At 73.5% G+C, this 25,895-nt stretch carries 21 protein-coding genes; 13 read left to right on the forward strand and 8 right to left on the reverse strand.

Translation table 11 applies throughout. The annotated features are described in order from the left end of the window. Positions 1-86: 86 nt before the first annotated feature. The 3 genes from ABTZ54_RS08075 to ABTZ54_RS08085 are packed head-to-tail and all read left to right on the forward strand — an operon-like array spanning position 87 to position 2,796. A complete protein-coding gene (locus ABTZ54_RS08075; RefSeq protein WP_502997199.1) occupies positions 87-914 on the forward strand; it encodes a DUF5819 family protein in 828 nt (275 codons plus the stop codon). Beyond that, positions 911-2,134, forward strand: coding sequence for an HTTM domain-containing protein (locus tag ABTZ54_RS08080; protein ID WP_351658509.1), 1,224 nt, complete (start codon positions 911-913; stop codon positions 2,132-2,134). Before ABTZ54_RS08075 ends, ABTZ54_RS08080 begins: the two co-directional genes overlap by 4 nt. Further along, positions 2,131-2,796 carry a TrmH family RNA methyltransferase gene (locus tag ABTZ54_RS08085; protein ID WP_351658511.1) on the forward strand — a complete coding sequence of 222 codons (666 nt, stop codon included), beginning with the start codon at positions 2,131-2,133 and terminating at the stop codon, positions 2,794-2,796. Before ABTZ54_RS08080 ends, ABTZ54_RS08085 begins: the two co-directional genes overlap by 4 nt. 69 nt (positions 2,797-2,865) lie before the next feature. On the opposite strand, the gene paaN is transcribed toward ABTZ54_RS08085, so the two are convergent. Next, entirely contained in the window at positions 2,866-4,563 is a 1,698-nt protein-coding gene (paaN, locus tag ABTZ54_RS08090) for a phenylacetic acid degradation protein PaaN (protein WP_351658513.1), read from the reverse strand. A 121-nt stretch (positions 4,564-4,684) separates the two neighbouring features. Here paaN and ABTZ54_RS08095 point away from each other — a divergent pair, with 121 nt between their 5' ends. Together ABTZ54_RS08095 and ABTZ54_RS08100 are read left to right on the forward strand one after the other, a co-directional pair. Then, positions 4,685-6,256, forward strand: a complete 1,572-nt coding sequence (locus ABTZ54_RS08095; protein ID WP_351658515.1) for a 3-hydroxyacyl-CoA dehydrogenase — start codon at positions 4,685-4,687, stop codon at positions 6,254-6,256. Continuing rightward, positions 6,253-6,846 (forward strand): TetR/AcrR family transcriptional regulator, encoded by a 594-nt coding sequence (locus ABTZ54_RS08100; RefSeq protein ID WP_351658517.1) that lies wholly within the window; start codon positions 6,253-6,255, stop codon positions 6,844-6,846. The genes ABTZ54_RS08095 and ABTZ54_RS08100 overlap by 4 nt, the downstream gene beginning before the upstream one ends. A gap of 69 nt (positions 6,847-6,915) precedes the next feature. On the opposite strand, the gene ABTZ54_RS08105 is transcribed toward ABTZ54_RS08100, so the two are convergent. Further along, complete coding sequence (locus tag ABTZ54_RS08105; RefSeq protein WP_351658519.1) at positions 6,916-7,521, reverse strand: Lrp/AsnC family transcriptional regulator; 606 nt, start codon at positions 7,519-7,521, stop codon at positions 6,916-6,918. Between the two features lie 178 nt (positions 7,522-7,699). Here ABTZ54_RS08105 and pdhA point away from each other — a divergent pair, with 178 nt between their 5' ends. The 7 genes from pdhA to ABTZ54_RS08140 all read left to right on the forward strand — a co-directional run bounded on the left by pdhA (position 7,700) and on the right by ABTZ54_RS08140 (position 15,938). Next, positions 7,700-8,863, forward strand: coding sequence for a pyruvate dehydrogenase (acetyl-transferring) E1 component subunit alpha (pdhA, locus tag ABTZ54_RS08110; protein WP_351658521.1), 1,164 nt, complete (start codon positions 7,700-7,702; stop codon positions 8,861-8,863). After that, positions 8,860-9,891, forward strand: a complete 1,032-nt coding sequence (locus ABTZ54_RS08115; RefSeq protein ID WP_351658522.1) for an alpha-ketoacid dehydrogenase subunit beta — start codon at positions 8,860-8,862, stop codon at positions 9,889-9,891. The genes pdhA and ABTZ54_RS08115 overlap by 4 nt, the downstream gene beginning before the upstream one ends. Beyond that, positions 9,891-11,312, forward strand: coding sequence for a dihydrolipoamide acetyltransferase family protein (locus tag ABTZ54_RS08120; protein WP_351658523.1), 1,422 nt, complete (start codon positions 9,891-9,893; stop codon positions 11,310-11,312). The genes ABTZ54_RS08115 and ABTZ54_RS08120 overlap by 1 nt, the downstream gene beginning before the upstream one ends. A gap of 211 nt (positions 11,313-11,523) precedes the next feature. After that, positions 11,524-12,501, forward strand: coding sequence for a DUF6457 domain-containing protein (locus ABTZ54_RS08125; protein WP_351658525.1), 978 nt, complete (start codon positions 11,524-11,526; stop codon positions 12,499-12,501). Further along, positions 12,498-13,838 (forward strand): molybdopterin molybdotransferase MoeA, encoded by a 1,341-nt coding sequence (locus ABTZ54_RS08130; RefSeq protein ID WP_351658527.1) that lies wholly within the window; start codon positions 12,498-12,500, stop codon positions 13,836-13,838. Before ABTZ54_RS08125 ends, ABTZ54_RS08130 begins: the two co-directional genes overlap by 4 nt. After that, positions 13,835-14,920 carry a potassium channel family protein gene (locus ABTZ54_RS08135; protein ID WP_351658529.1) on the forward strand — a complete coding sequence of 362 codons (1,086 nt, stop codon included), beginning with the start codon at positions 13,835-13,837 and terminating at the stop codon, positions 14,918-14,920. The genes ABTZ54_RS08130 and ABTZ54_RS08135 overlap by 4 nt, the downstream gene beginning before the upstream one ends. 37 nt (positions 14,921-14,957) lie before the next feature. Then, the gene (locus ABTZ54_RS08140; protein ID WP_351658530.1) at positions 14,958-15,938 is read left to right on the forward strand and encodes an NAD(P)H-quinone oxidoreductase; all 981 of its coding nucleotides are present in this window, start codon (positions 14,958-14,960) and stop codon (positions 15,936-15,938) included. A gap of 60 nt (positions 15,939-15,998) precedes the next feature. Here the strand turns inward: ABTZ54_RS08140 and ABTZ54_RS08145 are convergent, their stop codons facing one another. The 6 genes from ABTZ54_RS08145 to ABTZ54_RS08170 form a co-directional block, all read right to left on the reverse strand. Next, positions 15,999-16,550, reverse strand: coding sequence for a bacterial proteasome activator family protein (locus ABTZ54_RS08145; protein WP_046909342.1), 552 nt, complete (start codon positions 16,548-16,550; stop codon positions 15,999-16,001). Between the two features lie 118 nt (positions 16,551-16,668). Then, positions 16,669-19,533, reverse strand: a complete 2,865-nt coding sequence (locus ABTZ54_RS08150; protein ID WP_351658533.1) for an ABC transporter permease — start codon at positions 19,531-19,533, stop codon at positions 16,669-16,671. Then, positions 19,530-20,267 carry an ABC transporter ATP-binding protein gene (locus ABTZ54_RS08155; protein WP_351658535.1) on the reverse strand — a complete coding sequence of 246 codons (738 nt, stop codon included), beginning with the start codon at positions 20,265-20,267 and terminating at the stop codon, positions 19,530-19,532. Before ABTZ54_RS08155 ends, ABTZ54_RS08150 begins: the two co-directional genes overlap by 4 nt. Positions 20,268-20,525: 258 nt before the next feature. Then, entirely contained in the window at positions 20,526-21,173 is a 648-nt protein-coding gene (locus ABTZ54_RS08160) for a PadR family transcriptional regulator (RefSeq protein WP_351658537.1), read from the reverse strand. Between the two features lie 107 nt (positions 21,174-21,280). Continuing rightward, the gene (locus ABTZ54_RS08165) at positions 21,281-22,060 is read right to left on the reverse strand and encodes a hypothetical protein (RefSeq protein WP_351658538.1); all 780 of its coding nucleotides are present in this window, start codon (positions 22,058-22,060) and stop codon (positions 21,281-21,283) included. A gap of 127 nt (positions 22,061-22,187) precedes the next feature. Next, the gene (locus tag ABTZ54_RS08170) at positions 22,188-23,858 is read right to left on the reverse strand and encodes a protein kinase domain-containing protein (protein ID WP_351658540.1); all 1,671 of its coding nucleotides are present in this window, start codon (positions 23,856-23,858) and stop codon (positions 22,188-22,190) included. Positions 23,859-24,147: 289 nt separating this feature from the next. On the opposite strand from ABTZ54_RS08170, the gene ABTZ54_RS08175 reads away from it, so the two are divergent. Next, complete coding sequence (locus tag ABTZ54_RS08175) at positions 24,148-25,866, forward strand: protein kinase domain-containing protein (RefSeq protein ID WP_351658589.1); 1,719 nt, start codon at positions 24,148-24,150, stop codon at positions 25,864-25,866. The last annotated feature ends 29 nt before the right edge of the window (positions 25,867-25,895 follow it).

The raw sequence follows: 25,895 nt of genomic DNA on the forward strand, positions 1-25,895 counted from the left end.
GTTGAATGACTTCAATGGTCGTTCGGCGGCCCGTATGGTGTCAACCTCTGTGGATAACTGCTTGGGCCGATCGGGAGCGGGGCGCGATGGACTCGTACGACGACGGAGCCGTGGAAGTGGGGGAAGTGGGGGAAGTGGGGGAAGAGGGGGGTGACGGCGGCGACGGGCCGGGCCCGGATCCCGACCACCGGCCCACGCCGCAGGACCGGCCCGACCGCCCCTCCGCCCCCGCCGCCGGGATCGCCGCGCTCTCGCTGCCGTACCAGGTGGTCGCCGCCGTCGCGCTCGCCGTCCTCGGCGTCTTCGCCTGCGTCCACCTCGCGATGGTGTTCCTGCACGTCGCCCCGTCGAACACGCTGACCAAGCAGCACGGCGAGGCCGTCGACGACTGGATCTACCCCGAGTTCGAGCAGAACTGGAAGCTCTTCGCCCCCAACCCGCTCCAGCAGAACATCGCCGTCCAGGTACGCGCCCAGATCGCCGGCGACGGCGGCCCCAGGACCACCGGCTGGATCGACCTCACCGGCCAGGACGCCGAGGAGATCCGGGGCAGCCTCCTGCCGAGCCACACCGAGCAGAACGAGCTCCGCAGGGCCTGGGACTTCTATCTGAACTCCCACACCGACGACCACCGCCCCAACGGGCTGCGCGGCGAGCTCTCCGATGCCTACATGCGGCGGATCGTGATGCTGCGCCTCGACGAGCGGGAGCTCGGCGGCACGGTCGAGCGGGTCCAGCTGCGCTCCGTCACCAGGCCCATCCCGTCCCCCTCGTGGAGTGGCGAGAAGACCGACACGCAGCCGGTCTTCCGCAGCTACCCGTGGTGGCGGATCACCGATGCCGACCGGCCCGCCGGGGCCGCGGGCGCCGAGGCCCGGGGTCTCGCGCCGAACCGTACGGAGGCGGGCCGATGAGCCGCACCCCCGCTGCCCCCGCGCAGCCCCGCGTCCCCTTCGACCGGCGGCTCGCCCGGGCCGTCCAGAAGGTCACGGCCGAGGCCCTCGGCCCGTACCAGACGGCGATCGTCCGGATCGGCTTCTCGCTCACCTGGCTGCTGTTCCTGCTGCGCGAGGCGCCGCACCGGCTGGAGCTGTACGGGCCCGACGGCCCCTGGTCCTGGGAGATGGGCCGCCGGCTGATCACCGACAACCACGCCTTCACCGCCCTGATGTGGTCGGACGGGCGGCTCTGGTTCGAGCTCGTCTACGGGCTCGCGGTGCTCTCCTCCGTGCTGCTGCTGCTCGGCTGGCACACCCGGGCGATGTCCGTGGTCTTCATGGCCGGTGTGCTGTCCCTGCAGAACCGGTCCATCTTCATGGGCGACGGCGGCGACAACGTCGTCCACATCATGGCGCTCTACCTCGTCCTCACCCGCTGCGGCCAGGTCTGGTCGCTCGACGCCCGGCGGGCCGCCCGGCGGGCCAGGAGCGACGCGGCCGAAGGACCGGACCGCGACCTCGTGGGGCCGCTGCTCTGGACGCTCCTCGGCGGCCTCCTGATGGCCACCACCTACTTCTCCGGTGTCACCGGGGAGTGGTGGCTCGTGGTGCTGCTGTGGGTGCTGTGGCTGGGGCAGGGGCTGTGGTGGCTGGTGTGCCGGTACGCCGCCGACGAGCCGCGCACCCTGCTCGACGTCATCGCCAACCTCACCCACAACGCCGCCCTCGTGGTGATCATGGTGGAGGTCTGCCTGATCTACGCCACGGCCGGCTGGTACAAGATCCAGGGTTCGCGCTGGCAGGACGGCACCGCGCTGTACTACCCGCTCAAGCTGGACTACTTCTCCCCCTGGCCCGCCCTCTCCGACGTGCTGGGCGGCAGCGGGGTGATGGTGCTGCTGCTGACCTACGGCACGGTGATCGTGCAGGTCGCGTTCCCGTTCACGCTCTTCAACCGCAAGGTCAAGAACGTCCTGCTCGCGGTGATGATGCTGGAGCACGCCGGGATCGCCGTGCTGCTCGGGCTGCCTTTCTTCTCGCTCGCGATGATCTCCGCCGACGCGGTCTTCCTGCCGACGGCCTTCCTGCTGTGGCTGGGCGCGCGGGCGGCCCGGGGCCGGGACCGGCTGCTGCGGCGCAAGCCCCCCGCCGAGGAGGAGGCTCCGGCGCCGCGTCCCCGTACCCTCGTCGGGTGAGCACCACCGAGGAACAGCAGAGCGAGCCGGTCCAGTACGACGAGGGTTTCGCCCCCGAGGTCGGCGTCGGGCCGCATCCGGAGCCCTGGCCGCGCGGCGAGCGCTACGACCCCGAGCTGCTGGCCGGCGGCGACCGGCGCAATGTCGTCGACCGCTACCGGTACTGGACGCGCGAGGCCATCGTCGAGGACCTGGACACTCGCCGCCACGACTTCCATGTGGCGGTGGAGAACTGGGGCCACGACTTCAACATCGGTTCGGTGGTGCGTACCGCCAACGCGTTCCTCGCGAAGGAGATCCACATCGTGGGGCGGCGGCGCTGGAACCGGCGCGGGGCCATGGTCACCGACCGCTACCAGCATGTGCGCCACCACCCGGACACCGAGGCGCTGACCGCCTGGGCGGCGGCCGAGGACCTGCCGATCATCGGCATCGACAACCTGCCGGGCGCGGTGCCGCTGGAGCGCACCGTGCTGCCGCGCCGCTGTGTGCTGCTCTTCGGTCAGGAGGGGCCGGGCCTGACCGAGGAGGCCCGCGCGCACGCGGCGATGACCTGCTCGATCGCCCAGTTCGGCTCGACCCGGTCGATCAACGCGGGCGCGGCGGCCGCCGTCGCCATGCACGCCTGGGTGCAGCGGTACGCCGACATCCCGGACGCGTAGGAGCGTGCGGGCCCGCCGGTGTCCCGTGACCCCGGAGGTCCGGGGGCACAGGACGCGCGGGCGCCGGGGTCAGGCCTGGCGGCGGACCTCCACCACGCGGAAGCGGTTGGAGACGAAGGCGCCGTCGCACAGCGCGGCGTTCGCCGCCGGGTTGCCGCCCGAGCCGTGGAAGTCGGAGAACGCGGCCGTCTGGTTCACATAGACGCCGCCCGTCAGATTCAGCGAGAGCTGCGCCGACTCCTCCAGGCAGACCTCCTCCACGGCCCGCTCGGTCTCGGCCGAGGTCGTGTACGCGCCGACCGTCATCGCGCCCTTCTCGCGGACCGTGCGCCGCAGCAGCTCCAGGGCGTCGGCGGTCGAGTCGACCGAGACGGCGAAGGAGACCGGGCCGAAGCACTCGGAGAAGTACGCCGCGTCCGCGTCCGGCTTGGAGCCGTCCAGCTTCACGATGACCGGGGTGCGGACGACGGCCTGCGGGAAGTCCGGGTTCGCCACCTCGCGGGAGGCCAGCGCCACCTCGCCCAGGCCCGCCGCGGCCTCAAGGCGCGCCTTCACGTCCGGGTTGACCAGCGCGCCGAGCAGCGCGTTCGCCCGGGCGTCGTCGCCGAGCAGGCCGCCGACCGCGCCCGCGAGGTCGGCGACGACCTCGTCGTACGACTTCGGGCCCTGGTCGGTGGTGACTCCCTCGCGGGGGATCAGCAGATTCTGCGGGGTCGTGCACATCTGGCCGCTGTACAGGGACAGGGAGAAGGCCAGGTTGGAGAGCATGCCCTTGTAGTCGTCGGTGGAGTCGACGACTACCGTGTTGACGCCGGCCTTCTCCGTGTAGACCTGCGCCTGGCGGGCGTTGGTCTCCAGCCAGTCGCCGAAGGCGGTCGAGCCGGTGTAGTCGATGATCCGGATCTCGGGGCGGACGGCCAGCGTCTTGGCGATGCCCTCGCCGGGGCGCTCGGCGGCGAGCGCCACCAGGTTCGGGTCGAAGCCGGCCTCGGCGAGGACCTCGCGGGCGACGCGGACCGTGAGGGCCAGCGGGAGGACCGCGCGGGGGTGCGGCTTGACCAGGACCGGGTTGCCGGTGGCCAGCGAGGCGAACAGGCCCGGGTAGCCGTTCCAGGTCGGGAAGGTGTTGCAGCCGATCATGAGCGCGATGCCGCGGGCGACCGGCGTGAACTCCTTGGACAGCTCCAGGGGGTCCCGCTTGCCCTGCGGCTTGGACCAGTCGGCGCGGCCGGCGGGCGTGCGGGTCTGCTCCGCGTACGCGTACGCCACCGCCTCCAGGCCACGGTCCTGGGCGTGCGGGCCGCCGGCCTGGAAGGCCATCATGAAGGCCTGGCCGCTGGTGTGCATGACGGCGTGCGCGAACTCGTGGGTGCGGGCGGAGATCCGGGCGAGGATCTCCAGGCAGACCAGGGCGCGGGTCTCGGGGCCCGCGTCGCGCCAGGCGCCCATGCCGGCGCGCATCGCGGGCAGCAGGACGTCGACGTCGGCGTGCGGATACGTGATGCCGAGTGCCGGGCCGTAGGGCGAGACCTCCGCGCCGGTCCAGTCGTCGGTGCCGGGCTGGTCGAGCTCGAAGCGGGTGTCCAGCAGGGCCTTGTAGGCGTCGAGACCGGCGGCCGCGTCCAGCGAGCCGTCCTCCCCGTACGCCTTGGGGTGCTCCGGGTACGGAGACCAGTACGCGCGCGTGCGGATGGTGTCGAGGGCCTGATCGAGGGTGGACCGGTGCTTGTCGGCCAGACGGTCGGTGGTCAGCTGAGCGGCGGCCATGGGCGCAACTCCTCAATGAGCTGGGCAGGGGCAGGCATACGGAGTTAGAGTAACCGAACGATCGGTCGGGACAAGGGGGTCCGCCGATCCTGTGGAAAACCCATCGGGGAGGATCACTCCTATGACCGCCAACACGACCGTCCAGGGGAGCGACGCGGTGTCGGCCGACGGAGCCGGACCCATCGACCCGAGCCGCACCGTCGCCGTCGTCGGTACGGGGACGATGGGCCAGGGCATCGCCCAGGTCGCCCTCCTCGCGGGCCATCCCGTCCGCCTCCACGACAGCGCCCCGGGCCGCGCCGAGGAGGCCGTGACCGCCGTCGCGGCCCGTCTCGACCGGCTCGTCGAGAAGGGCCGGCTCGACGCGGCGGAGCGCGACGCCGCCGTCGCGCGGCTGCACCCGGCCGCCGAGCTCGCCGGGCTGGCAGACGCCGCCCTGGTCGTCGAGGCGATCGTCGAACGTCTTGAGGTCAAGCAGGGCCTCTTCGCCCAGCTCGAGGAGATCGTCGGCGCGGACACCGTGCTCGCCACCAACACCTCCTCCCTCTCCGTCACCGCCATCGCGGGCGGCCTGCGGCTGCCCGGGCGCTTCGTCGGAATGCACTTCTTCAACCCGGCCCCGCTGCTGCCGCTCGTCGAGATCGTCAGCGGCTTCGCCACCGAGCCGACCGCCGCCACACGCGCGTACGAGACGGCGAAGAGCTGGGGCAAGACGCCGGTGCGCTGCGCCGACACCCCCGGCTTCATCGTGAACCGGATCGCCCGCCCCTTCTACGCGGAGGCCCTGCGCCTCTACGAGGAGGGCGTGGCCGACCCCGCCACCATCGACGCGGCGCTGCGCGAGTCCGGCGGCTTCCGGATGGGCCCCTTCGAGCTGACCGACCTCATCGGCCAGGACGTCAACGAGGCCGTGACCCGCTCCGTATGGGAGTCCTTCTTCCAGGACCCCAAGTTCACGCCGTCGCTCGCGCAGCGGCGGCTCGTCGAGTCGGGGCGGCTCGGCCGCAAGTCGGGGCACGGCTGGTTCTCGTACGCGGAGGGCGCCGGGCGGCCCGAGCCGCACACGGCGGCGCCGGCGAAGGCGCCGGGGAGCGTCACTGTCCATGGCGACCTCGGCCCGGCGAAGGCGCTGGCGGAGCTCTTCGAGCAGGCCGGGGTGAAGGTCAAGCGCAAGCGGGGCGAGGGGTACATCGCCCTGCCCGGCGGCGCCCGGCTCGGCCTCGCCGACGGCGAGACCTCGTTCGAGTACACGAACGAGGAGATCGTCTACTTCGACCTCGCCCTGGACTACGCGCGGGCGGGCCGGATCGTCCTGTCCACCGGCGTCCGCACCTCCCCGGAGAGCCTGGAGGAGGCCGTGGGGCTGTTCCAGGCGCTCGGCAAGCAGGTCTCGGTCATCGGTGACGTGCCGGGCATGATCGTCGCCCGTACGGTCGCGATGCTCGCCGATCTCGCCGCCGACGCGGTCGACCGGGGCGTCGCCACCGCCGAGGACGTCGACACCGCGATGCGGCTCGGCGTCAACTACCCGGCGGGCCCCCTGGAGTGGGCGGCGAAGGTGGGCCACAGGAGCCTCGCGGGGCTGCTCGCCGAGCTCCACGAGCGCTACCCCACCGGCCGGTACGCGCCCTCGCTCGGCCTGGTCCGGCGCGGCTACGACGAAGAGGCCGCAGAGGCGGAGGAGGGCCGATGACCACCGCGCGACGCGACACCTACACCCCCGACACGCTGCTCTCGGTCGCCGTGCGGGTCTTCAACGAGCGTGGCTACGACGGCACCTCGATGGAGCACCTGTCCAAGGCGGCCGGGATCTCCAAGTCCTCGATCTACCACCATGTGGCGGGCAAGGAGGAGCTGCTGCGGCGCGCGGTGAGCCGGGCGCTCGACGGGCTGTTCGCGGTGCTCGACGAGCCGGGCGCGGGCCGCGGCCGGGCCGTCGAGCGGGTCGAGTACGTGACCCGGCGCACCGTGGAGGTGCTGATCGAGGAGCTCCCGTACGTGACGCTGCTGCTGCGGGTGCGGGGCAACACGACGACCGAGCGGTGGGCGATGGAGCGCCGGCGCGAGTTCGACCACCGGGTGGCCGAGCTCCTGAAGGCGGCGGCCGCCGACGGCGACCTGCGGGCGGACCTGGACATCCGGCTCGCGACCAGGCTGCTCTTCGGCATGATCAACTCGCTGGTCGAGTGGTACAGGCCGCACCCGGACGCCCCGGCGGAGCGGGAGCAGCTCGCGGAGACCGTGGTGCGGATGGCCTTCGGAGGGCTGCGTACGGTCCGCTGAGGGCGGGAGTGGCTTTGGTAGGGCCCGGGGCCCGGGGCGCACGGCGTGGCGCCCCGGGCCTCTCGGCATTCAGCCGCGGTGGTCCGGGTCCGGGTCGAGGTCGGTCTCCTCGAAGACCAGCAGGGTGCGGGTGGAGAGCACCTCCGGGATCGACTGGAGGCGGGTGAGCACCAGCTCCCGCAGGGTGCGGTTGTCCGGGGTGTGCACAAGGAGCAGGACGTCGAAGTCGCCGCTGACCAGGGCGATGTGCGCGGCTCCCGGCAGGGCCTGGAGCTGTTCGCGCACGGTGCGCCACGAGTTCTGGACGATCTTGAGCGTGATGTAGGCGGAGGCACCGTGCCCCGCCCGTTCGTGGTTGACGCGGGCACTGAAGCCGCGGATCACCCCGTCGTCGATGAGCCGGTTGATCCGCGCGTACGCGTTGGCGCGGGAGACGTGGACCCGCTCGGCCACCGAGCGGACCGAGGCGCGCCCGTCCGCCTGGAGCAGCCGCAGGATGTCCCGGTCGATCGCGTCCAGCGGGCGGGCCGGCGGGATCGGGGAGACGATGACAGGACCCGCCGGAGGCCCCGCCGGGCCCGCCGGAGCGCCCGTCGAGGGGGCGCCGCCGGGGGGCGCGTTCAGGAGCTCGTCGATGGTGCGCTCCCCGACGTCGGCCATTTGTTCATCCGCCATGTCCCCCCGCCTCTCTCCTGTGGACGACCTGCACCCATCCCAGGCTGTGGAGAACCGTTTGTCCACAGGCTGAAGGTGCCTGTAGCCAAAATGCCTCCACGACCGAACAATCGGTAGGTGAGGCGCGCCACATTTCGCGCCACCCGCCTACGGGTCTTATGCCCGCTCCCACGAGGAGGTGGACTCGTTGCAACAGCGCAGTTCGACAGTCCAAGAGCCCCCCGGTGCCGCTCTCGCCTACCGGCCCACTCCGCCGCCCGCCTGGCAGCCGCGTACCGACCCCGCCCCGCTGCTGCCGGACGCCGAGCCGCTGCGCGTGCTCGGCACCGACGCCGTGGCCGACGCCGACCCGGAGCTGCTGCGCCGCCTCTACGCGGAGCTCGTGCGCGGCCGCCGGTACAACGCGCAGGCGACCGCCCTCACCAAGCAGGGCCGCCTCGCCGTGTACCCCTCCACGACGGGCCAGGAGGCCTGCGAGGTGGCCGCCGCGCTGGCGCTGGAGGAGCGGGACTGGCTCTTCCCCTCGTACCGTGACACGCTCGCCGCCGTCGCCCGCGGGCTCGACCCCGTCCAGGCGCTGACCCTGCTGCGCGGCGACTGGCACACCGGCTACGACCCGCACGAGCACCGCATAGCTCCGCTGTGCACCCCGCTCGCCACCCAGCTCCCGCACGCGGTGGGCCTCGCCCACGCCGCCCGCCTGAAGGGCGACGACGTGGTCGCCCTCGCCATGGTCGGCGACGGCGGCACCAGCGAGGGCGACTTCCACGAGGCGCTGAACTTCGCGGCCGTGTGGCAGGCGCCCGTGGTCTTCTTCGTGCAGAACAACGGCTTCGCGATCTCCGTGCCGCTCGCCAAGCAGACCGCGGCCCCGTCGCTGGCCCACAAGGCCGTCGGCTACGGCATGCCGGGCCGGCTCGTCGACGGCAACGACGCCGTCGCCGTCCACCAGGTGCTCACCGAGGCCGTCACCCGCGCCCGGCGCGGCGGCGGGCCCACCCTCGTCGAGGCCGTCACCTACCGGATCGACGCCCACACCAACGCCGACGACGCCACCCGCTACCGCGGCGACAGCGAGGTCGAGATCTGGCGCGCCCACGACCCGATCCTGCTCCTTGAGCGGGAGCTGACCGCGCGCGGACTCCTCGACGAGGACGGCAGGCGCGCGGCCGCCGAGGCCGCCGAGACGATGGCGGCGGCGCTGCGCGAGCGGATGAACGCCGACCCCGTGCTCGACCCGATGGACCTGTTCGCCCACGTGTACGCCGAGAAGACCGCGCAGCTGCGCGAGCAGGCGGAGCAGCTGCGGGCCGAGCTCGACGCCGAGAGCGAGGCGGGATGACCACCCACGCGACTGCCAGGCCGGCCGCGAAGGCGGCGGCCAAGCCCGCCACCATGGCGCAGGCCCTCCAGCGCGCCATGCGCGACGCGATGGCCGAGGACCCCACCGTCCATGTGATGGGCGAGGACGTCGGCACCCTCGGCGGCGTCTTCCGGGTCACCGACGGTCTCGCCAAGGAGTTCGGCGAGGACCGCTGCACCGACACGCCGCTGGCCGAGGCGGGCATCCTCGGCGCGGCCGTCGGCATGGCCATGTACGGGCTGCGGCCGGTCGTGGAGATGCAGTTCGACGCGTTCGCCTACCCGGCGTTCGAGCAGCTCATCAGCCATGTCTCCCGGATGCGCAACCGCACCAGGGGCGCGATGCCGATGCCGATGGTGATCCGCGTGCCGTACGGCGGCGGGATCGGCGGGGTCGAGCACCACAGCGACTCCTCCGAGGCGTACTACATGGCGACCCCCGGTCTCCATGTCGTCACCCCGGCGACCGTCGAGGACGCCTACGGGCTGCTGCGCGCCGCCATCGCCTCCGACGACCCGGTGGTCTTCCTGGAGCCGAAGCGGCTCTACTGGTCGAAGTCCGACTGGTCCCCCGAGGCGCCCGCCGCGGTGGAGCCGATCGGCAAGGCGGTCGTGCGCCGCCGCGGCACCAGCGCCACCCTCATCACCTACGGGCCCTCCCTGCCGGTCTGCATGGAGGCCGCGGAGGCGGCCCAGGCCGAGGGCTGGGACCTGGAGGTCGTCGACCTGCGCTCGCTCGTGCCGTTCGACGACGAGACCGTCGCCGCCTCCGTGAAGCGCACCGGCCGCGCGGTCGTCGTGCACGAGTCCACCGGCTTCGGCGGGCCGGGCGGCGAGATCGCCGCCCGGGTCACCGAGCGCTGCTTCCACCACCTGGAGGCGCCGGTGCTGCGCGTCGCGGGCTTCGACATCCCGTACCCGCCGCCGATGCTGGAACGGCACCACCTGCCCGGCGTGGACCGGGTCCTCGACGCGGTCGCCCGGCTCCAGTGGGAGGCGGGGAGCTGATGGCCCAGGTGCTCGAATTCAAGCTGCCGGACCTCGGCGAGGGACTCACCGAGGCCGAGATCGTCCGCTGGCTGGTGGACGTGGGCGACGTCGTCGCCATCGACCAGCCGGTCGTCGAGGTCGAGACGGCCAAGGCGATGGTGGAGGTGCCTTGCCCGTACGGGGGTGTGGTCACCGCCCGCTTCGGCGAGGAGGGGACCGAACTGCCGGTCGGTGCGCCGCTTCTGACGGTCGCGGTCGGCGGCGCGGAGGGGGTGGGTGGGGCCGGTGCGCTCGCGGCTGCCGCCGAGTTCGCCGGGGGTACCGGGTCTGCCGGGTCCTCTGCGTCCTCAGCGGCCTCCGCGGCCTCCGCGGCTGCCGAGTCCGCCGTGTCGTCGGAGTACTCCGGCAACGTGCTCGTCGGATACGGCACGGCCGGGCCCGCCGCGCGGCGGCGCCGGGTGCGGCGGGAGACGCCCGCCGCTGTGGCTCCCGTTGCTCCCGTGGTCGCTGTGGCGCCCGTCGTCGTGCCCGCCGCGCACCCGGGGCCCGTGGCCGTCATCTCCCCACTGGTGCGCAAGCTGGCCCGGGACGAGGGGCTCGACCTGCGGGAGGTCCAGGGCTCCGGGCCCGACGGGCTGATCCTGCGCTCGGACGTCGAGACCGCCCTTGCCGTACGGTCCCGGCCCGCCCCCGTGGCCGGCTACGCGGCGGCCGCCGCTCCCGCGCCCGGCACCGCCGTCGCGCCCGTCGCGGCCGAGCGGATCCCGCTGCGCGGGGTGCGCGGCGCGGTGGCCGACAAGCTGTCCCGCAGCCGTACGGAGATCCCCGACGCGACCTGCTGGGTCGACGCCGACGCCACCGAACTCATGGCGGCGCGCGCGGCCATGAACGCGGCGGGCGGGCCGAAGATCTCCGTGCTCGCGCTGCTCGCCCGGATCTGCGCCCATGCCCTGGCCCGCTTTCCCGAGCTCAACTCCACGGTGGACACGGCCGCGCGGGAGATCGTCCGGCTGCCGTCCGTGCACCTGGGCTTCGCCGCCCAGACCGAACGCGGCCTGGTCGTTCCCGTCGTGAAGGACGCCGGCGGTCGCACCGCCGAGTCGCTGAGCGCCGAGTTCGCCCGGCTGACGGAGTCGGCGCGGCAGGGGAAGCTCACCCCGGCGGACCTGACCGGCGGCACGTTCACCCTGAACAACTACGGGGTGTTCGGCGTCGACGGCTCCACGCCGATCATCAACCACCCCGAGGCGGCCATGCTCGGCGTGGGGCGGATCGTCCCCAAGCCGTGGGTGCACCAGGGTGAGCTGGCGGTACGTCAGGTGGTCCAGCTGTCGCTGACCTTCGACCACCGGGTCTGCGACGGGGGGACGGCCGGCGGCTTCCTCCGGTACGTCGCCGACTGCGTCGAGAATCCGGCGGTGCTGCTGCGCACGCTGTGACAGGACTCCGCCGGGGTGGACGCCGGCCGGGGCACGGGGCCCCGGCGGTTCCCGGCGGCCCCGTCCGGGACCCAACCCCACGCCGGGTCCCGGACACGTCCTCGCGGGCCGGTCCGAGGGGTTGACCCGCCCCGGTCGACCCGCCCGCCGACCCGCCCGCCGACCCGCCCCGGGCAGGCCGTTCCGGGTGGGTGCGGACGATACTGCTGGGATGACGACCGCGTACGACGCCATCGTGCTCGCCGGTGGTGCCGCCCGGCGCCTCGGCGGGGCCGACAAGCCAGGAGTGCGGGTCGGCGGCCGGAGCCTGCTGGACCGGGTCCTCTCGGGCTGCCGCGACGCCGGGACGACCGTGGTCGTCGCCGCGCCCCGGGCCACCGCGCGCCCCGTGGAATGGGCCAGGGAGGATCCGCCGGGCGGCGGCCCCCTCGCCGCCCTCGACGCCGGCCTGCGGCGCCTCGCCGCCGACGCACTCGCCGCCGACGCACCCGCCGTCGACGCACTAGCCGTCGACACCCTCACCGCCGACGCACTCGCCGGCACCTCCGGCGCTTCCGGCTCCTCCAGCGCCCCCTCCGCCCCCTCCGACCCCATCGTCCTCGTCCTCTCCGCCGACCTGCCCTTCTTCGGCCCCGGGGCCGCGCAGCGGCTCGTCGGGGCGCTCGTCTCCGAGCCCGGGGCCGAGGCGGCGGTGCTGGTCGACGGGGAGGGGCGGGAGCAGCCGTTGGTGGCTGCCTATCGGGTGCGGGCGTTGCGGCGGGAGATCGAGGGGGTCCTGGCCGAGCGGGGTGGTCTCGCGGGGCTTCCCCTGCGGCTGGTCACCGGGCGGCTTCCGGTCGTACGGGTCGCGGCGGAGGGCTCCGCCTCCTTCGACTGCGACACCTGGGGGGACATCGCCACGGCCCGGGCGCGGATCAGGGAGCATGGGACCGTGCTGGACGAATGGATCACCGCAGTCAAGGACGAACTGGGCATCGACCTGGACGTCGACACAGGCCTGTTGCTCGACCTCGCCCGTGACGCCGCCCACGGCGTCGCCCGGCCCGCCGCGCCGCTGACCACGTTCCTGGTCGGGTACGCGGCGGCGAAGGCCGGTGCCGACGGCGGGCCCGAGGCCGTGGCGGAGGCCGCCCGCAAGGCCGCCGCGCTCGCCCAGCGCTGGGCGACGGAGCAGGACGACGCCGGATGACGATGAAGGAGCGGCTGCCCGACGACGGGGTGGACGACGCCCTCGCCCTCGTCGGCCGGCCCCGTACGGACTCCCCGCGCGCCGAGGCCCATCGCGCCACGCCCTGGCCCGAGGCCCGCGCCGTCGCCGCCCGGGCCGCCGGGCCGCGCGAGCCGGTCCGGGTGCCGCTCGGGCAGGGCCTCGGGCAGGTCCTGGTCGAGCCGCTGCGCGCGCTCACCGACCTGCCCTCGTTCGACACCTCCGCCATGGACGGCTGGGCCGTCGCGGGCCCCGGCCCCTGGCGGATCGACCCCGAGGGCGCCGTCCTCGCCGGGCACGTCCCCGCCGCCGGGCTCGCCGACGGCGACGCCGTGCGGATCGCGACCGGCGCCCGCGTGCCGGCCGGCACGACCGCCGTCGTCCGCGCCGAGCACTCCCGTACCGACGCCGCCGGGCATCTGCACGCCCTGCGCGAGGTCGTCCACGGGCAGGACATCCGCCCCCGGGCCCAGGAGTGCCGCACCGGCGACCCGCTGCTGCCCGCCGGGAGCGCGGTGACCCCCGCCGTCCTCGGCCTCGCCGCCGCGGCCGGCTACGACGAGCTGACCGTGCGCCCGCGCCCCCGCGTGGAGGTGCTGGTCCTCGGCGACGAACTGCTCACCGGCGGACTCCCCCACGAGGGCCTGATCCGTGACGCGCTCGGCCCGATGCTCGGCCCCTGGCTGGCGGCGCTCGGCGCGGAGGTCCTGGGCACCCGCCGGATCGGCGACGACGCCGAGGCGCTGTACGCGGCGGTCACCGGTTCCGCCGCCGACGTGGTGATCACCACCGGCGGTACGGCCGCCGGTCCGGTCGACCATGTCCACACCGTGCTCGACAAGGCGGGGGCGACGCTGCTCGTCGACGGGGTGAAGGCGCGCCCCGGCCACCCCATGCTCCTGGCCCGCCTGGAGAGCGCCGGCGAAGCCCCTGGCGCCCCCGCCCCCCGCCACCTCGTCGGCCTCCCCGGCAACCCCCTCGCCGCCGTCTCCGGGCTGCTCACGCTCGCCGAGCCGTTGCTGCGGGCCCTCGCCGGGGCGCCCGCCCCCGTGCCGTACCGGCTGCCCGTGGGCGCGGAGGTCCCGGGGCATCCGTACGACACCCGGCTCGTCCCTGTGGTCCACCGCGGGGGCGTGGCCGAGCCGCTGCACTACAACGGTCCCGCGATGCTCCGCGGCATCGCCGCCGCGCACGGCATGGCCGTGATCCCGCCGGGGGGTGCCCGTCAGGGGCAGCCGTTGGAGATCCTGGACCTGCCCTGGCGGGTCATGTCGGCCGAAGGACCGGGCGGCGGAGCCCAAGGAGTGTGTTTCACGTGAAACTGCCCAGCCGGGACGTGATGGCCCGCGAGGCCGACGAGAAGGTGGCGGGCTCCCGGGTCAGACTGCCGCGCCGTGTGGTGGAGAAGCCGCTGCGGCAGGTCGGCAAGCGCCTGCTCATGGCGCTGGGCGTGCTGATCGTGACCGTGTTCATCGTCTACATCGACCGGGCCGGCTACCACGACAACGCCAACGAGACGCTCGACTTCCTCGACTGCGCCTACTACGCGACGGTGACCCTCTCCACCACGGGGTACGGCGACATCGTCCCGTACAGCGACTCGGCGCGACTGGCGAACATCTTCCTGGTCACGCCGTTGCGCGTGCTGTTTCTGATCATCCTGGTCGGTACCACCCTCGAGGTCCTCACGGAGCGGACCCGGGAGGAGTTCCGGCTGCGCCGCTGGAGGGCCACCTTGCGCGACCACACCGTCATCGTCGGATTCGGTACGAAGGGGCGTTCGGCGATCCAGACGCTGCTCGCGACCGGACTGCGCAAGGACCAGATGGTCATCGTCGACCCGTCCGGCAAGGTGATCGAGGCGGCCAACGCCGACGGTTTCGTCGGGGTCATCGGCGACGCGACCCGCAGCGATGTGCTGCTCCGCGCCGAGGTGCAGAGGGCGCGTCAGATCGTCATCGCCACCCAGCGCGACGACACGGCGGTCCTGGTCACCCTGACGGCCCGCCAGCTCAACCGGGGCGCGAAGATCGTCGCCGCGGTCCGCGAGGAGGAGAACGCGCCGCTGCTGCGCCAGTCCGGCGCCGACGCGGTGATCACCAGCGCCAGCGCCGCCGGACGGCTGCTCGGCCTGTCGGTGCTGAGCCCCAGCGCGGGCACCGTGATGGAGGACCTGATCCAGCAGGGCTCCGGGCTCGACCTCGTGGAGCGGCCGGTGACCAAGGCCGAGGCGGGCCGGAGCGTACGGGAGACGGAGGACCTGGTGGTGAGCGTGCTGCGCGGCCACCGGCTGCTCGGTTACGACGATCCCGCCGCCAGCCCGCTCCAGTTGACGGACCGTGTGATCACCATCGTGCGGGCCGCGCCGGTCACCCCGCTCACCACACCGAGCGAGGACTAGGGCGCGTACGGAAAGCCCCGGGAGTAGCCTCGCCGCCATGCATGCGATCACGATTCCGGAACCCGGCGGTCCCGAGGCGCTGGTCTGGGCCGAGGTGCCCGATCCCGTCCCCGCCGAGGGCGAGGTGCTCGTCGAGGTGGTGGCGAGCGCCGTCAACCGTGCCGATCTGCTCCAGCGGCAGGGCTACTACGACCCGCCGCCGGGCAGCTCCCCGTACCCCGGTCTGGAGTGTTCCGGCCGGATCGTCGCGCTCGGCCCGGGGGTCTCCGGCTGGTCGGTCGGCGACGAGGTGTGCGCGCTGCTCGTCGGCGGGGGTTACGCGGAGAAGGTCGCCGTCCCGGCCGGGCAGCTGCTGCCGCGGCCCGAGGGCGTGGACCTGGCGACGGCCGCCGCGCTGCCCGAGGTGGCCTGCACGGTCTGGTCCAACATCTTCATGCTGGCCCATCTGCGGCCGGGCGAGACCCTGCTGGTGCACGGCGGGGCGAGCGGCATCGGCACGATGGCGATCCAGCTGGCCAAGGCGGTCGGCGCCCGGGTCGCGGTCACGGCAGGCGGCCCCGCGAAGCTGGCGCGCTGCGCCGAGCTGGGCGCGGACATCCTCATCGACTACCGCGAGCAGGACTTCGTCGAGGAGCTGCACAAGGCGACGGACGGGGCCGGGGCGGACGTCATCCTGGACATCGTCGGCGCGAAGTACCTGGAGCGGAACGTCAAGGCGCTCGCCGTCAACGGCCGACTGGTCGTCATCGGCCTCCAGGGCGGCGTCAAGGGCGAGTTGAACCTGGGCGCGCTCATGGCCAAGCGCGGGGCCGTCCTGGCGACGACGCTGCGCTCCCGCCCGCTGGGCGAGAAGGCGGCCGTGGTGGCGGCGGTCCGCGAGCACGTCTGGCCGCTGATCGGCGCGGGCACGGTCACCCCGGTCGTCGACCGCACGGTGCCGCTGCCGGACGCCGCCGACGCCCACCGGGCGATCGAGTCGGGCAGCCATGTCGGCAAGGTGCTGCTGCTGGCGCCGTAGCAGCGGCAGGAGGCCCGGCGCCGTTCCCGGCGCCGGGCCTCCTCCTCGTGCGTTTCCGGCCTACAGGTAAGGACCGGAGCCGACCGCCCGGCCGTGGCCGGGGCCGTGGTCGTCGTCATCGTCGTGCGAGGCGCCCGGCGGGAGTGCCCGGCGCATCTGCTCCAACTGGGCGCGGGCCGCCATCTGCTGGGCGAACAGCGCCGTCTGGATGCCGTGGAACAGGCCCTCCAGCCAGCCGACCAGCTGGGCCTGCGCGATGCGCAGCTCCGAGTCGGAGGGGATGGCCTCGTCGGTGAACGGCAGGGAGAGCCGTTCCAGTTCCTCCACCAGCTCCGGCGCGAGACCGTCCTCCAGCTCCTTCACCGAGCTGGCGTGGATCTCCTTGAGCCGGACGCGGCTGGCCTCGTCGAGAGGTGCCGCCCTGACCTCCTCCAGAAGCTGCTTGATCATGCTGCCGATCCGCATGACCTTCGCAGGCTGTTCGACCATTTCCGTCACCGGGACCTCGCGGGATTCGTCGTCACCCTGAGTGCCGCCGAGCGCCGTCCCGTCCTGGCCCACGATGAGGACCTGGGGGTGCTCCTGCGACCTGTCATTCCTCGGCATCTCCATGCCGCCATTCTCTCGCACACACGCCTCACCACACGGTGTGCCCCTGTACGGGGGTGATCCACCCTCGTACAGGGGCACGGCATGGCAACGAACGCGCGTGCGAGGCGCCGGTTCCCGCCTAGTGCGCGGCGCGCCGGGCCAGGGCCCCGCGGGAGCGGGTCACCAGGGCGGCCAGCAGGGCGGCGCCGAGCGGCACGGCCACCAGGAGCGCGGCGAGCGTCTCCCAGGGGACGACGATCGGCACGTACGGCGGGGCGTCCGCGCCGCCCCAGCCGTTCTCCAGGCTCTCCTGGTAGTAGCGGATCTGCTCGCGCTCCTCGGTGAGCCGCAGCCCGATCGCGGGCAGGACACCGGCCGCCGAGCCGAGGACCACGCCCATCGCGGCGACGACTCCGCACTGGAAGCCGCTGAGCGTACGGCGGACCCGGGGCGGCGCGCCGACCGCGGCGAGCGTCTTGAGGTCGGCCTCCGCGTCAGCCTGGGCGAGACCGGTGGCGATGCCGGCCGCGCCGATGGTGACCAGGCCGGCGAAGACGGTCAGCGCGAGCAGCACCAGGCTGTTCTTGCTGACGTACCCCTCCTCCAGCGTGAGGTCGACGCTGCTGCCCAGCTTGGCGATCTCGCTGTCCAGCTTCTGCCGCTGCTCGCTGTCGGGCAGGCGGTCGGTGGTGAAGTACGCGCCCATGGGGACGGTGGTCAGGCCGGCGGCCTTGGCGGCGGCGGGGCTGAGGATGCTCTGCACGCCGTACGAGAGCGGGTTGCCCGGCACCTGGTAGGCGGGGAGGTTCCTGACCTCGCCAGGCACCGGCTGGTTCTTCTGGGCGGCGGCGTCGGCGGCCTCGGTGTCCTTGACCAGCTTGATGCCGAGCGTGCCGGTCTTCTGGTCGACCTGCGTCTTCAGGAAGCTGACGACCTTGCCGTCGGCGAGCGCCTTGGCGGCGCCGGGGTCGTCGATGCCGAGGATCGTGAGGACCTGGGCGTCGGCGACGAGCAGCCCGCCCTCGACGTACACACCGTTGCCGCGGCTGGCCTGGCAGCGCCAGTCCTTGGTGGAGATCTCGCGGCGCTGTTCCTTGGTGAACTTCTCGGCCGGGTCGGAGCCGTCGGCGCTGAAGGCCCACAGGGGGCACTCGTTGGCCTTCGGGACGACGACCTCGAAGCGGCCGCAGCCCTTGCCGCCGCCCCAGGGCTCGCAGCCCGGCTTGCCGACGGCGATCCGGGAGACATCGGCGCGGAGGTCGACGGGGAAGGTGCGCTGGACGGCCTCGCGGACCGTCGGGGCGTCCCGGCCGCCCTCCTCGACGACGAGCGCGGCGACGACCCCGTGGGGCAGCCGCGCCTGGTACTCGGCCAGGCCCTGGGCGTCCCGGCTGGCGGCGTAGGTGGAGACGGCGACGGTGCCCGCGACGGCGGCGAGGACGGCGGCGACGGCGGGTGCCGTACGGCCCCGGTTGCGTACGGCGTCCCGCAGCGCGAGGCGCGGCGAGAGCGGCAGCCAGCGGCCGGCCCGGCCGAACAGGCCGACCAGGGCCGGGGTCATGGCGACCACGCCCAGCTCGGCGATGGCCGAGCCGCCGGCGACGATGATGAACTGGTCGCTGACGACCGACCCGTACAGGGCGACGACCGCGCCGAGCAGGACGGCGCCGAGGCCGATCAGGGGCAGCACCCTGCTGCCGCGGCGGACACCGCGACGGCCCGTCAGGGAGGCCAGGACGGTCTGCCGGGAGGCGGTGACGGCGGGCACGATCGCGGCGAGCAGTCCGGTGAGGACGGCGAGCCCGGCGATGCCGAGCAGTTCCAGCGGCCGGATGGTGAAGCCGCCGAACCGCTGGCCCATGACGTCCTCGAGGACCGGGCGGAGCGCGAAGGTGAGGACCAGGGCGAGGACGGTGCCGACGACGGCCGCGGCGACGCCGATGACGAGACCGCCGCTGAGCACGATGGCCCGGATGTGGCTGCGGGCACCGCCGTTGGCGCCGACGAGCCCGAGCTGGCGGCGCGAGCGGCGGGCGCCGACCGCGAAGGCGGGACCGGCGAGCAGGCAGATCTCCAGCATCGCGAGACCGACCACGGTGCCCACGGCGGCGAGGGCCGCGGCGTCACCGGCCAGGCTGGTGTCGTAGTTGCGCCAGCCCTCCTTCTGGAAGAGCGGCACCTCGGCGTCGGCGGGCGGGGCGAGGGCCACGGCGCGCGAGACGACCACGACGCCCTTGGTGTTGATCGCCTGGACCATGTTCCACGTGAAACCACCCGGCTTGCGCACGAGATACGTGGTGGAGGTGTCCGGCGCCTGCATCCCGGCCTTCTCGACGGCCTGGGCGTACGGCGCGAGGAAGGCCCCCGGCAGCGCGTTGACCTGGTCCGTCTTGAGGTCGTTGGGGAGCTCGTACGAGCCGGTGATCCGGTACGTGCGGTCGAAGCCGCGCGCGGTGAGGGTGGAGCCGACGGTCAGGCCGCTGGTCTCCAGGAAGTGCGTGGTCGCCGCGACCTCGTCGTCCTTCTCCGGGAAGCTGCCCTCCTGGAGCCGCATGATGCCCCGGGCGACGGGGTCGGCGGCCTTGAGCTCACGGACCTCGGTCTGGAGCAGTCCGTGGGTGGTGGTCAGCTTGGCGTTGCCGTAGGTGTCGGTGAGGACGGTGGCGCCGGCCGGGAGGGCCTTGCGGACGTCGGTCCCGCCGTCGGGCCAGGGCTCGTTCTCGTAGTCCTTGACGGGGGTGTGCTGCTCGCCGGTGGGGTCCTGGTAGATCGGCACCCCGCTGACGTGGGCGTCCTTGAACCGGGCGTCCGCGGCGCCGATGGAGCGTTCCATCTTCTGCGCGGCGGTCAGCTCGGAGCTGCGCAGGGTCACGTCGAAGGCGCTCACGCCGAGGATGGGCAGCGCGATCATCGCGAGGACGAGGAAGCTGCGGCCCTTGGAGCGCCAGGCGTCACGGCGGGCGATGCGGATCGCGGCCCGCCAGGAGTGGAGCCATGTGTTCACTGCTGCGCCGCCCGGCCCGTCAGGAGCGAGTCGGCCTCGCTGCGTACGGTCTGGTCGACGACGGCGCCGTCCCGCAGGAACACGACCCGGTCGGCCCAGGCGGCGAAGCGCGGCTCGTGGGTGACGAGGACACCGGCGGCACCGGCGTCGCAGCGGGTGCGCAGCAGGGCGAGGACGGACTCGCCGGTCTCGGAGTCCAGGGCGCCGGTGGGCTCGTCGGCGAGGACGAGGCGGCGGTCGCCCACCAGGGCGCGGGCGATGGCCACGCGCTGCTGCTGGCCGCCGGACATCTCGTCGGGGAAGCGGTCGGCGAGGTGGCCGAGCTCCATCTCCTCCAGGGCGGCGAGGGCCTCGGTGCGGGCCTTGCGGGCGGAGACGCCGTCCAGCTCGCGGGGGAGGGACACGTTCTCGGCGGCGGTCAGGGCCGGGATGAGGTTGTAGTCCTGGAAGACGTAGCCGATGCTGCGGCGGCGCAGGGCGGCGAGCTGCTTGACGGTCGCGGAGGTGATGTCGGTGTCCTCGACGATCACCCGGCCCGAGGTGGGGGTGTCGAGGCCGCCGGCGATGGTGAGCAGGGTCGACTTGCCGGAGCCGGACGGGCCCATGACGGCGACGAGTTCGCCGGGGTAGACGTCGAGGTCGATGCCGCGCAGGGCGTGGACCTCGGTGGCGCCCGCGCCGTGGACGCGGGTCAGCTGCTGCAGACGCAGCACGGGCTGCTGCTGTATGGACATGGCGGTATCCCCCTCGGGCGTACGCGGGCATGGCGGTCGCCGGTCGCCGACGGCCGTGGCGGCGACCGGCGGGGTGCCGGTGCCGGGGACGGTGCCGCGGACGGTGCTGGTGCTGGTGCCGGTGCGTACGGTCTGGGTCGGTCGGATGTGCTTACGGAGCGGTCGGAAGCGGTGTCTGCCGGGTTGAGCAACCCCCGTTGTCCCCGGCAGGGGTGAAGCGGTTGGAGCAGGTTGAGCAGGTCAGGCAGGTCGAGCAGGTCAAGCGGGTGAGGCCGATGTGGCCGATGTGGCGGACGACGCCGGTGGCGCCGACGGTCCGGGTGACGCCGACGGTCCGGGCGGGGCCGCTGTCGTCGTGCTGGTCGCCGAGAGGCGGATCAGCCGGGACTCGCAGTGGTCCAGCCAGCGGGCCTCGGCCTCGGTCTGGAAGATCAGCTGCTCCAGGACGAGCAGCCAGGCGACGTCGTCGCGCTCGCGGGCGCCCCCGCTCTCCAGGGCGGTGAGCGCCTGGGCCTTGAGCCGGGTGTAGTCCTGCATCGCCTTCACGGTGTGCCGGCGCTGGGACTGGATGACGTCACGGATGTCGACCCCGGGCGCGCCGACCGCCATGGCCAGCTTGATGGCGAGCTCGTCCCGGGCGGGACTGGTGCGGTCGACGGGCTTCTCGAACCAGGAGCGCAGCTCGTCACGGCCCTTGTCGGTGATCGTGTAGAGCGCGTGCCCGGCCTCATCCTCGCCGTCCTGGCCGACCATCCCGTCCCGTTCGAGCCGGGCCAGGGTCGTGTAGACCTGCCCGACGTTGAGCGGCCACGTGGAGCCGGTGCGGGACTCGAACTCCGTGCGGAGCTGCGAGCCGTAGCGGGGGCCGCGTTCGAGGAGGGCGAGAAGCCCGTGGCGGATCGACATACTCAGTATGTATACCGGGTATGCCCGAGCCGACAAGCGTCCTGAGGTGGACCCCCGGGGTCCGACTCAAGGAGGACCCGGGGCTTCCGCGAGGCGCCCGGCAGGCCTCAGCGGCGCCGCATCCGGACCCCGAGGAACCCGATGCCGAGCCCCATCAGAGCGAGCCCCACACCCAGCGTCAGCACCGGAATCCGCCGGTCGGACAGGGTGGAGACGGCCTCCGCGCCGATCCGGGGGGCCGCGGCCGGCAGCGCCGCCGCCGAGGAGGAGGCGAGCGGCACCTCCGTCTCAGGTACCGCGTCGACCGCCTCGTCCGCCTCCACGCCGGGCCCGTCCTCTGTTGCGGTTTTGGTACGAGAGGGGGTGCCCGACGGGTCCGACGGCGTCGTGGCGACCGGGGAGCTCGGCTCCGGAGGCCGCCCGGGGCGCTCCCGGCCCTCGCCCGCCGGACGCCCCGCGAGGGAGGCGGAGCCGCTCGGGGCGGGCCGCCCGTCGGGCGCGGAACCGCTCGGCGCGGGCGCGGGGGAGGCGGTCGAGGGGGGCGTGCCAGGGCCGGAGCCGGGGCCGGAGTCAGGGCCGGAGTCAGGGCCGGATCCGGAGCCGGTCGCGGTCGGGCGCGCGGTGGCGGAGGGGGGCGGCGTGCCGGTCGCGCCGGGCGGCGGCGTGCTCGCGGGCGGGGTGCGCTCGGGCGCGCTGCCGTCGCCCGTACCGCCGCCGTCCGTGCCCGTACGGGTCCCCGTGGCCGCGCCGGTGCCGCCGGGAGTGACCTCGGCCCCGTACGCGTACCCGGCCCACGGGGCGGCGACGGGGAGGGCGCACGCCGTGAAGCAGCAGGCGAGGATGGGGCCGAGCGCCCGTGACCGTGCCGTGCGGAGTCCTGGAGTCACCGGGTGACCCCCTCCCGTGCCGAGCCGCCGAGTTCTTCGACTCAGCGTCACATGCCGGGAGGGACCCGGCATCCGGGAGCATCCGGACGGGGAGGGCCGGCCGCCCTCCGCGCGCGGAGGGCGGGAATTACTGCGGCGGATTGCCGGTGGAAACCTCGAAGGTGAACTCGGCGTCGTCCTTCGCGATGTCCGTGCCCTGGCGCGGGTACTGGGTGATGACCGTGCCCTGGCCCCAGGTCGCCTCGTCGACCGAGGACTCGGACTTGACCTTCCAGCCCGCGGCCTGGAGGCAGGTCTTCACCGACTGGATGTTCTTGTACGTGAAGTCCGGGACCTCGAACTTGTCCGGGTCGCTGCTCGACTCGGACGGCTCGGTGCACTTCTTGGTGGCGATGGTCCTGGTGAGGTCCGGGCCCTTGTGGCCGGGGGCCGCGCTGCTGCTCTGGCTCGGGCCGTTCGCGGTGGGCTCGCCCCCGGGGTCGCGGTTGTAGAGCGCGATGCCCGTCACCACACCGGCGACCACGAGCAGCGCGACGGCGCCGATGGCGATCTTCGACCGGTTCGGCGACGAGCCGCCGCCGGAGACGGGCGCGTGGGCCTGCGGCTGGGGCACGGTGTACGGCCCCGGCACGGGCGCCGGTGCCTGGTAGACCGGCGCGGGCGCGGGGGTCTGGTAGACGGGCGCCGGCGGCGGGGTCGGGACCTGCTGCGGATAGCCGTACGAGGGCGCGGGCGTCGGCACGCCGTACGGACCCGGCTGCGGCGTCGGCTGCGGGGCCGGCTGGTACGGGGTCTGCACGCCGTGCGTGGCGGGCGGCGGGGTCTGGCCGACCGGCGGGAAGACGGCGGAGCCGACGCCCGAGCCGCTCTGCACCGGGCCGCCCGCGACGATCATCGGGGCACCGGTCTGACCGGCCGACAGCACCCGCAGGCACTCGTCGCGCATCGCGGCGGCGCTGGGGAAGCGCTCGTTCGGGTTCTTCTTGAGGGCGCGGGCCACCAGCGCGTCCATCGCCGGGGTCACCGCCCGGTTCACGGAGGACGGGGCGACCGGCTCCTCCTGGACGTGGGCGTAGGCGATGGCGAGCGGCGAGTCCGCGTCGAAGGGCAGCCGGCCGGTCAGGAGCTGGAAGAGCATGATGCCGACCGAGTACAGGTCGGAGCGGGCGTCGACGCCGCGGCCCAGGGCCTGCTCGGGGGAGAGGTACTGCGGGGTGCCGACGACCATGCCGGTCTGGGTCATAGAGGTGACCCCGGACTGCATGGCGCGCGCGATGCCGAAGTCCATGACCTTGACCACGCCGCGCTTTGTCATCATCACGTTGCCCGGCTTGATGTCGCGGTGGACCAGGCCCATCTCGTGGCTGGTCTCCAGCGCCGCGAGCACGTCGGAGGTGACCTTCAGCGCCTTGTCGGCCGGCATCGCGCCGTACTGCCGCACGTCCGTGGCGAGCACCGAGCCGAGCGGCTGCCCCTCCACGTACTCCATGACGATGTACGGCATGACGGCGCCGTCGAGGGTGTCCTCGCCGGTGTCGAAGACCGAGACGATGTTGGTGTGCGACAGCTTGGCCACGGCCTGCGCCTCGCGCCGGAACCGTTCGCGGAAGGACTGCTCGCGGCCGAGTTCGGTGTGCAGCGTCTTGATGGCGACCTGGCGGTCGAGTGCGCTGTCGTACGCCAGGTACACCGACGCCATGCCGCCTTCGCCGAGCAGGTCGCGAAGCTGGTACCGGCCGCCCGCGACCGAACCGCCCGCATAGCGGCCCTGTGCGCCGGCTGCGTCGTCCTGGCTCATCTCGTGCTTCCCCCTACGCGCGCGCGGCGGCGCTCTTATGGAAATTTCCCGGCCAAGTCTGCCCGAGGGCAGTGACACGTCAAGCCGGGTGCCGGTTCGGTGCCCGTTCCGTGACCCTCCGCACAGCCGGACCGCCGGAAGCGTGACGACGGTGTGACAGGAACGGCACGGAATTTGCACAGGTGTACGCAAGGGGAGTTGGATGGCCCGTCCATCGCGGACCGTGATGTCGTACGGAGCCTGTAGCGTGACGACTGGACACGGCACGAGAGACGACGGCGAGGACTGGATGGCACCCGAATCCGGAGCAGGCGGCGGCCTGCCGGACGCTTCTGCCGAGTCCTGGGGCGTCGGCGGAGTGGTCGGCGACGGACGCTACCGGCTGACCCACCGCCTCGGACGCGGCGGCATGGCCGAGGTGTTCGCGGCCGAGGACGTACGCCTGGGGCGCACGGTCGCGGTGAAGCTGCTGCGCTCCGACCTCGCCGAGGACCCGGTCTCCAAGGCCCGCTTCACGCGCGAGGCGCAGTCGGTCGCGGGCCTCAACCACCATGCGATCGTCGCGGTCTACGACTCGGGCGAGGACCTGGTCAACGGCCGCCCCGTGCCGTACATCGTGATGGAGCTGGTCGAGGGCCGCACCATCCGCGAGCTGCTGATCAGCGCCGAGGCGCCGGGGCCCGAGCAGGCCCTGATCATCGTCTCCGGTGTCCTGGAGGCGCTCGCCTACTCGCACCAGCACGGCATCGTGCACCGCGACATCAAGCCGGCGAACGTGATCATCACGCACGGCGGCGCGGTCAAGGTCATGGACTTCGGCATCGCCCGTGCCCTGCACGGCGCGCAGTCGACGATGACCCAGACCGGCATGGTCATGGGCACCCCGCAGTACCTCTCCCCCGAGCAGGCGCTCGGCAAGGCCGTCGACCACCGCTCCGACCTGTACGCGACGGGCTGCCTGCTCTACGAACTGCTCGCGCTGCGGCCCCCGTTCACGGGTGAGACGCCGCTGTCGGTGGTCTACCAGCACGTCCAGGACATGCCGATCCCGCCGTCCGAGGTGGCTCCGGCGGCGCCGCCGGAGCTCGACGGCCTGGCGATGCGCTCCCTCGCGAAGGACCCGGACGACCGGTTCCAGAGCGCCGAGGAGATGCGCGGCCTGATCCAGTACGCGCTGCAGATGCTCCAGGAGCAGGGCGGCCACACCGGTGTGTGGAACACCGGCCCGGTCCATGTGCAGGACATGCACGACATGTACGACCCCCTGCACACCCCGGGCGGCGGGATGGGCGGTGTCGGCGCGACGGCCGCCCTCGGCCACCCGATGCACCACGACACCGCGCAGGGCCCGATCCTGCCGCCGATGAACCCGGACGACGGGGGCTACGACGGTGGGCACGGCGGCCACGGCGGCTACGGCCCCGACGGTGGCTACGGCGCGCAGGGCGGCCGCCCGGGCGGCCGCGCCAAGCTGCTGCTGTTCGTGGCGCTCGCGCTGGTCGCGATCGTCGCGGGCGTCGCGTACGCGATCGACAAGTCCGGCGCGAAGAACGACGGCGGCAACACCAAGCCGCCGGCGGTCACCGACAAGCCGTCCACCGAGGCGCCGTCGCCGGAGCCCTCCGACGAGCCGACGCAGGAGACCACCCCGCCGGACTCGTCGAACAGCGGCGGTGGCTGGCAGACCCGGCAGCCCACGCGCGGCACCACCCAGGAGCCGACCAAGAAGCCGACGCCGACGGACATTCCGTCGACGGACCCGACGGACCCGACCGACGGCGGCACGGGCACCACGGACGGCACCACCGAGGGCACGACGGACGGCACCAGCACGGGCACGTCGACGGGCACCAGCACGGGCACCTCCACGGGTACCTCGACCGGCACGTCCACGGGCACCTCGACCGGTACGTCCACCGGTACGTCCTCGGGCACGGGCACGTCCACCGGCACCGGCACCACGACCGGCACGGGCACGACGACGGGCACCACCGCCGGGACCGGCTGACGGGACCGGCCGACGGGCCGGCCGAGCCC

The organism is Streptomyces sp. NPDC094032 (genome assembly GCF_040303965.1).
Lineage (GTDB): Bacteria > Actinomycetota > Actinomycetes > Streptomycetales > Streptomycetaceae > Streptomyces.

Excerpts from the sequence above, each read along its gene's own strand:
- ABTZ54_RS08075 (WP_502997199.1), top strand. The coding sequence starts at position 87 with ATGGACTCGTACGACGACGGAGCCGTGGAAGTGGGGGAAGTGGGGGAA.
- ABTZ54_RS08080 (WP_351658509.1), top strand. The coding sequence starts at position 911 with ATGAGCCGCACCCCCGCTGCCCCCGCGCAGCCCCGCGTCCCCTTCGAC.
- paaN (WP_351658513.1), bottom strand. The coding sequence starts at position 4,563 with ATGGCCGCCGCTCAGCTGACCACCGACCGTCTGGCCGACAAGCACCGG.
- ABTZ54_RS08095 (WP_351658515.1), top strand. The coding sequence starts at position 4,685 with ATGACCGCCAACACGACCGTCCAGGGGAGCGACGCGGTGTCGGCCGAC.
- ABTZ54_RS08100 (WP_351658517.1), top strand. The coding sequence starts at position 6,253 with ATGACCACCGCGCGACGCGACACCTACACCCCCGACACGCTGCTCTCG.
- ABTZ54_RS08105 (WP_351658519.1), bottom strand. The coding sequence starts at position 7,521 with ATGGCGGATGAACAAATGGCCGACGTCGGGGAGCGCACCATCGACGAG.
- ABTZ54_RS08115 (WP_351658522.1), top strand. The coding sequence starts at position 8,860 with ATGACCACCCACGCGACTGCCAGGCCGGCCGCGAAGGCGGCGGCCAAG.
- ABTZ54_RS08120 (WP_351658523.1), top strand. The coding sequence starts at position 9,891 with ATGGCCCAGGTGCTCGAATTCAAGCTGCCGGACCTCGGCGAGGGACTC.
- ABTZ54_RS08125 (WP_351658525.1), top strand. The coding sequence starts at position 11,524 with ATGACGACCGCGTACGACGCCATCGTGCTCGCCGGTGGTGCCGCCCGG.
- ABTZ54_RS08130 (WP_351658527.1), top strand. The coding sequence starts at position 12,498 with ATGACGATGAAGGAGCGGCTGCCCGACGACGGGGTGGACGACGCCCTC.
- ABTZ54_RS08140 (WP_351658530.1), top strand. The coding sequence starts at position 14,958 with ATGCATGCGATCACGATTCCGGAACCCGGCGGTCCCGAGGCGCTGGTC.
- ABTZ54_RS08145 (WP_046909342.1), bottom strand. The coding sequence starts at position 16,550 with ATGGAGATGCCGAGGAATGACAGGTCGCAGGAGCACCCCCAGGTCCTC.
- ABTZ54_RS08155 (WP_351658535.1), bottom strand. The coding sequence starts at position 20,267 with ATGTCCATACAGCAGCAGCCCGTGCTGCGTCTGCAGCAGCTGACCCGC.
- ABTZ54_RS08160 (WP_351658537.1), bottom strand. The coding sequence starts at position 21,173 with ATGTCGATCCGCCACGGGCTTCTCGCCCTCCTCGAACGCGGCCCCCGC.
- ABTZ54_RS08170 (WP_351658540.1), bottom strand. The coding sequence starts at position 23,858 with ATGAGCCAGGACGACGCAGCCGGCGCACAGGGCCGCTATGCGGGCGGT.
- ABTZ54_RS08175 (WP_351658589.1), top strand. The coding sequence starts at position 24,148 with ATGGCACCCGAATCCGGAGCAGGCGGCGGCCTGCCGGACGCTTCTGCC.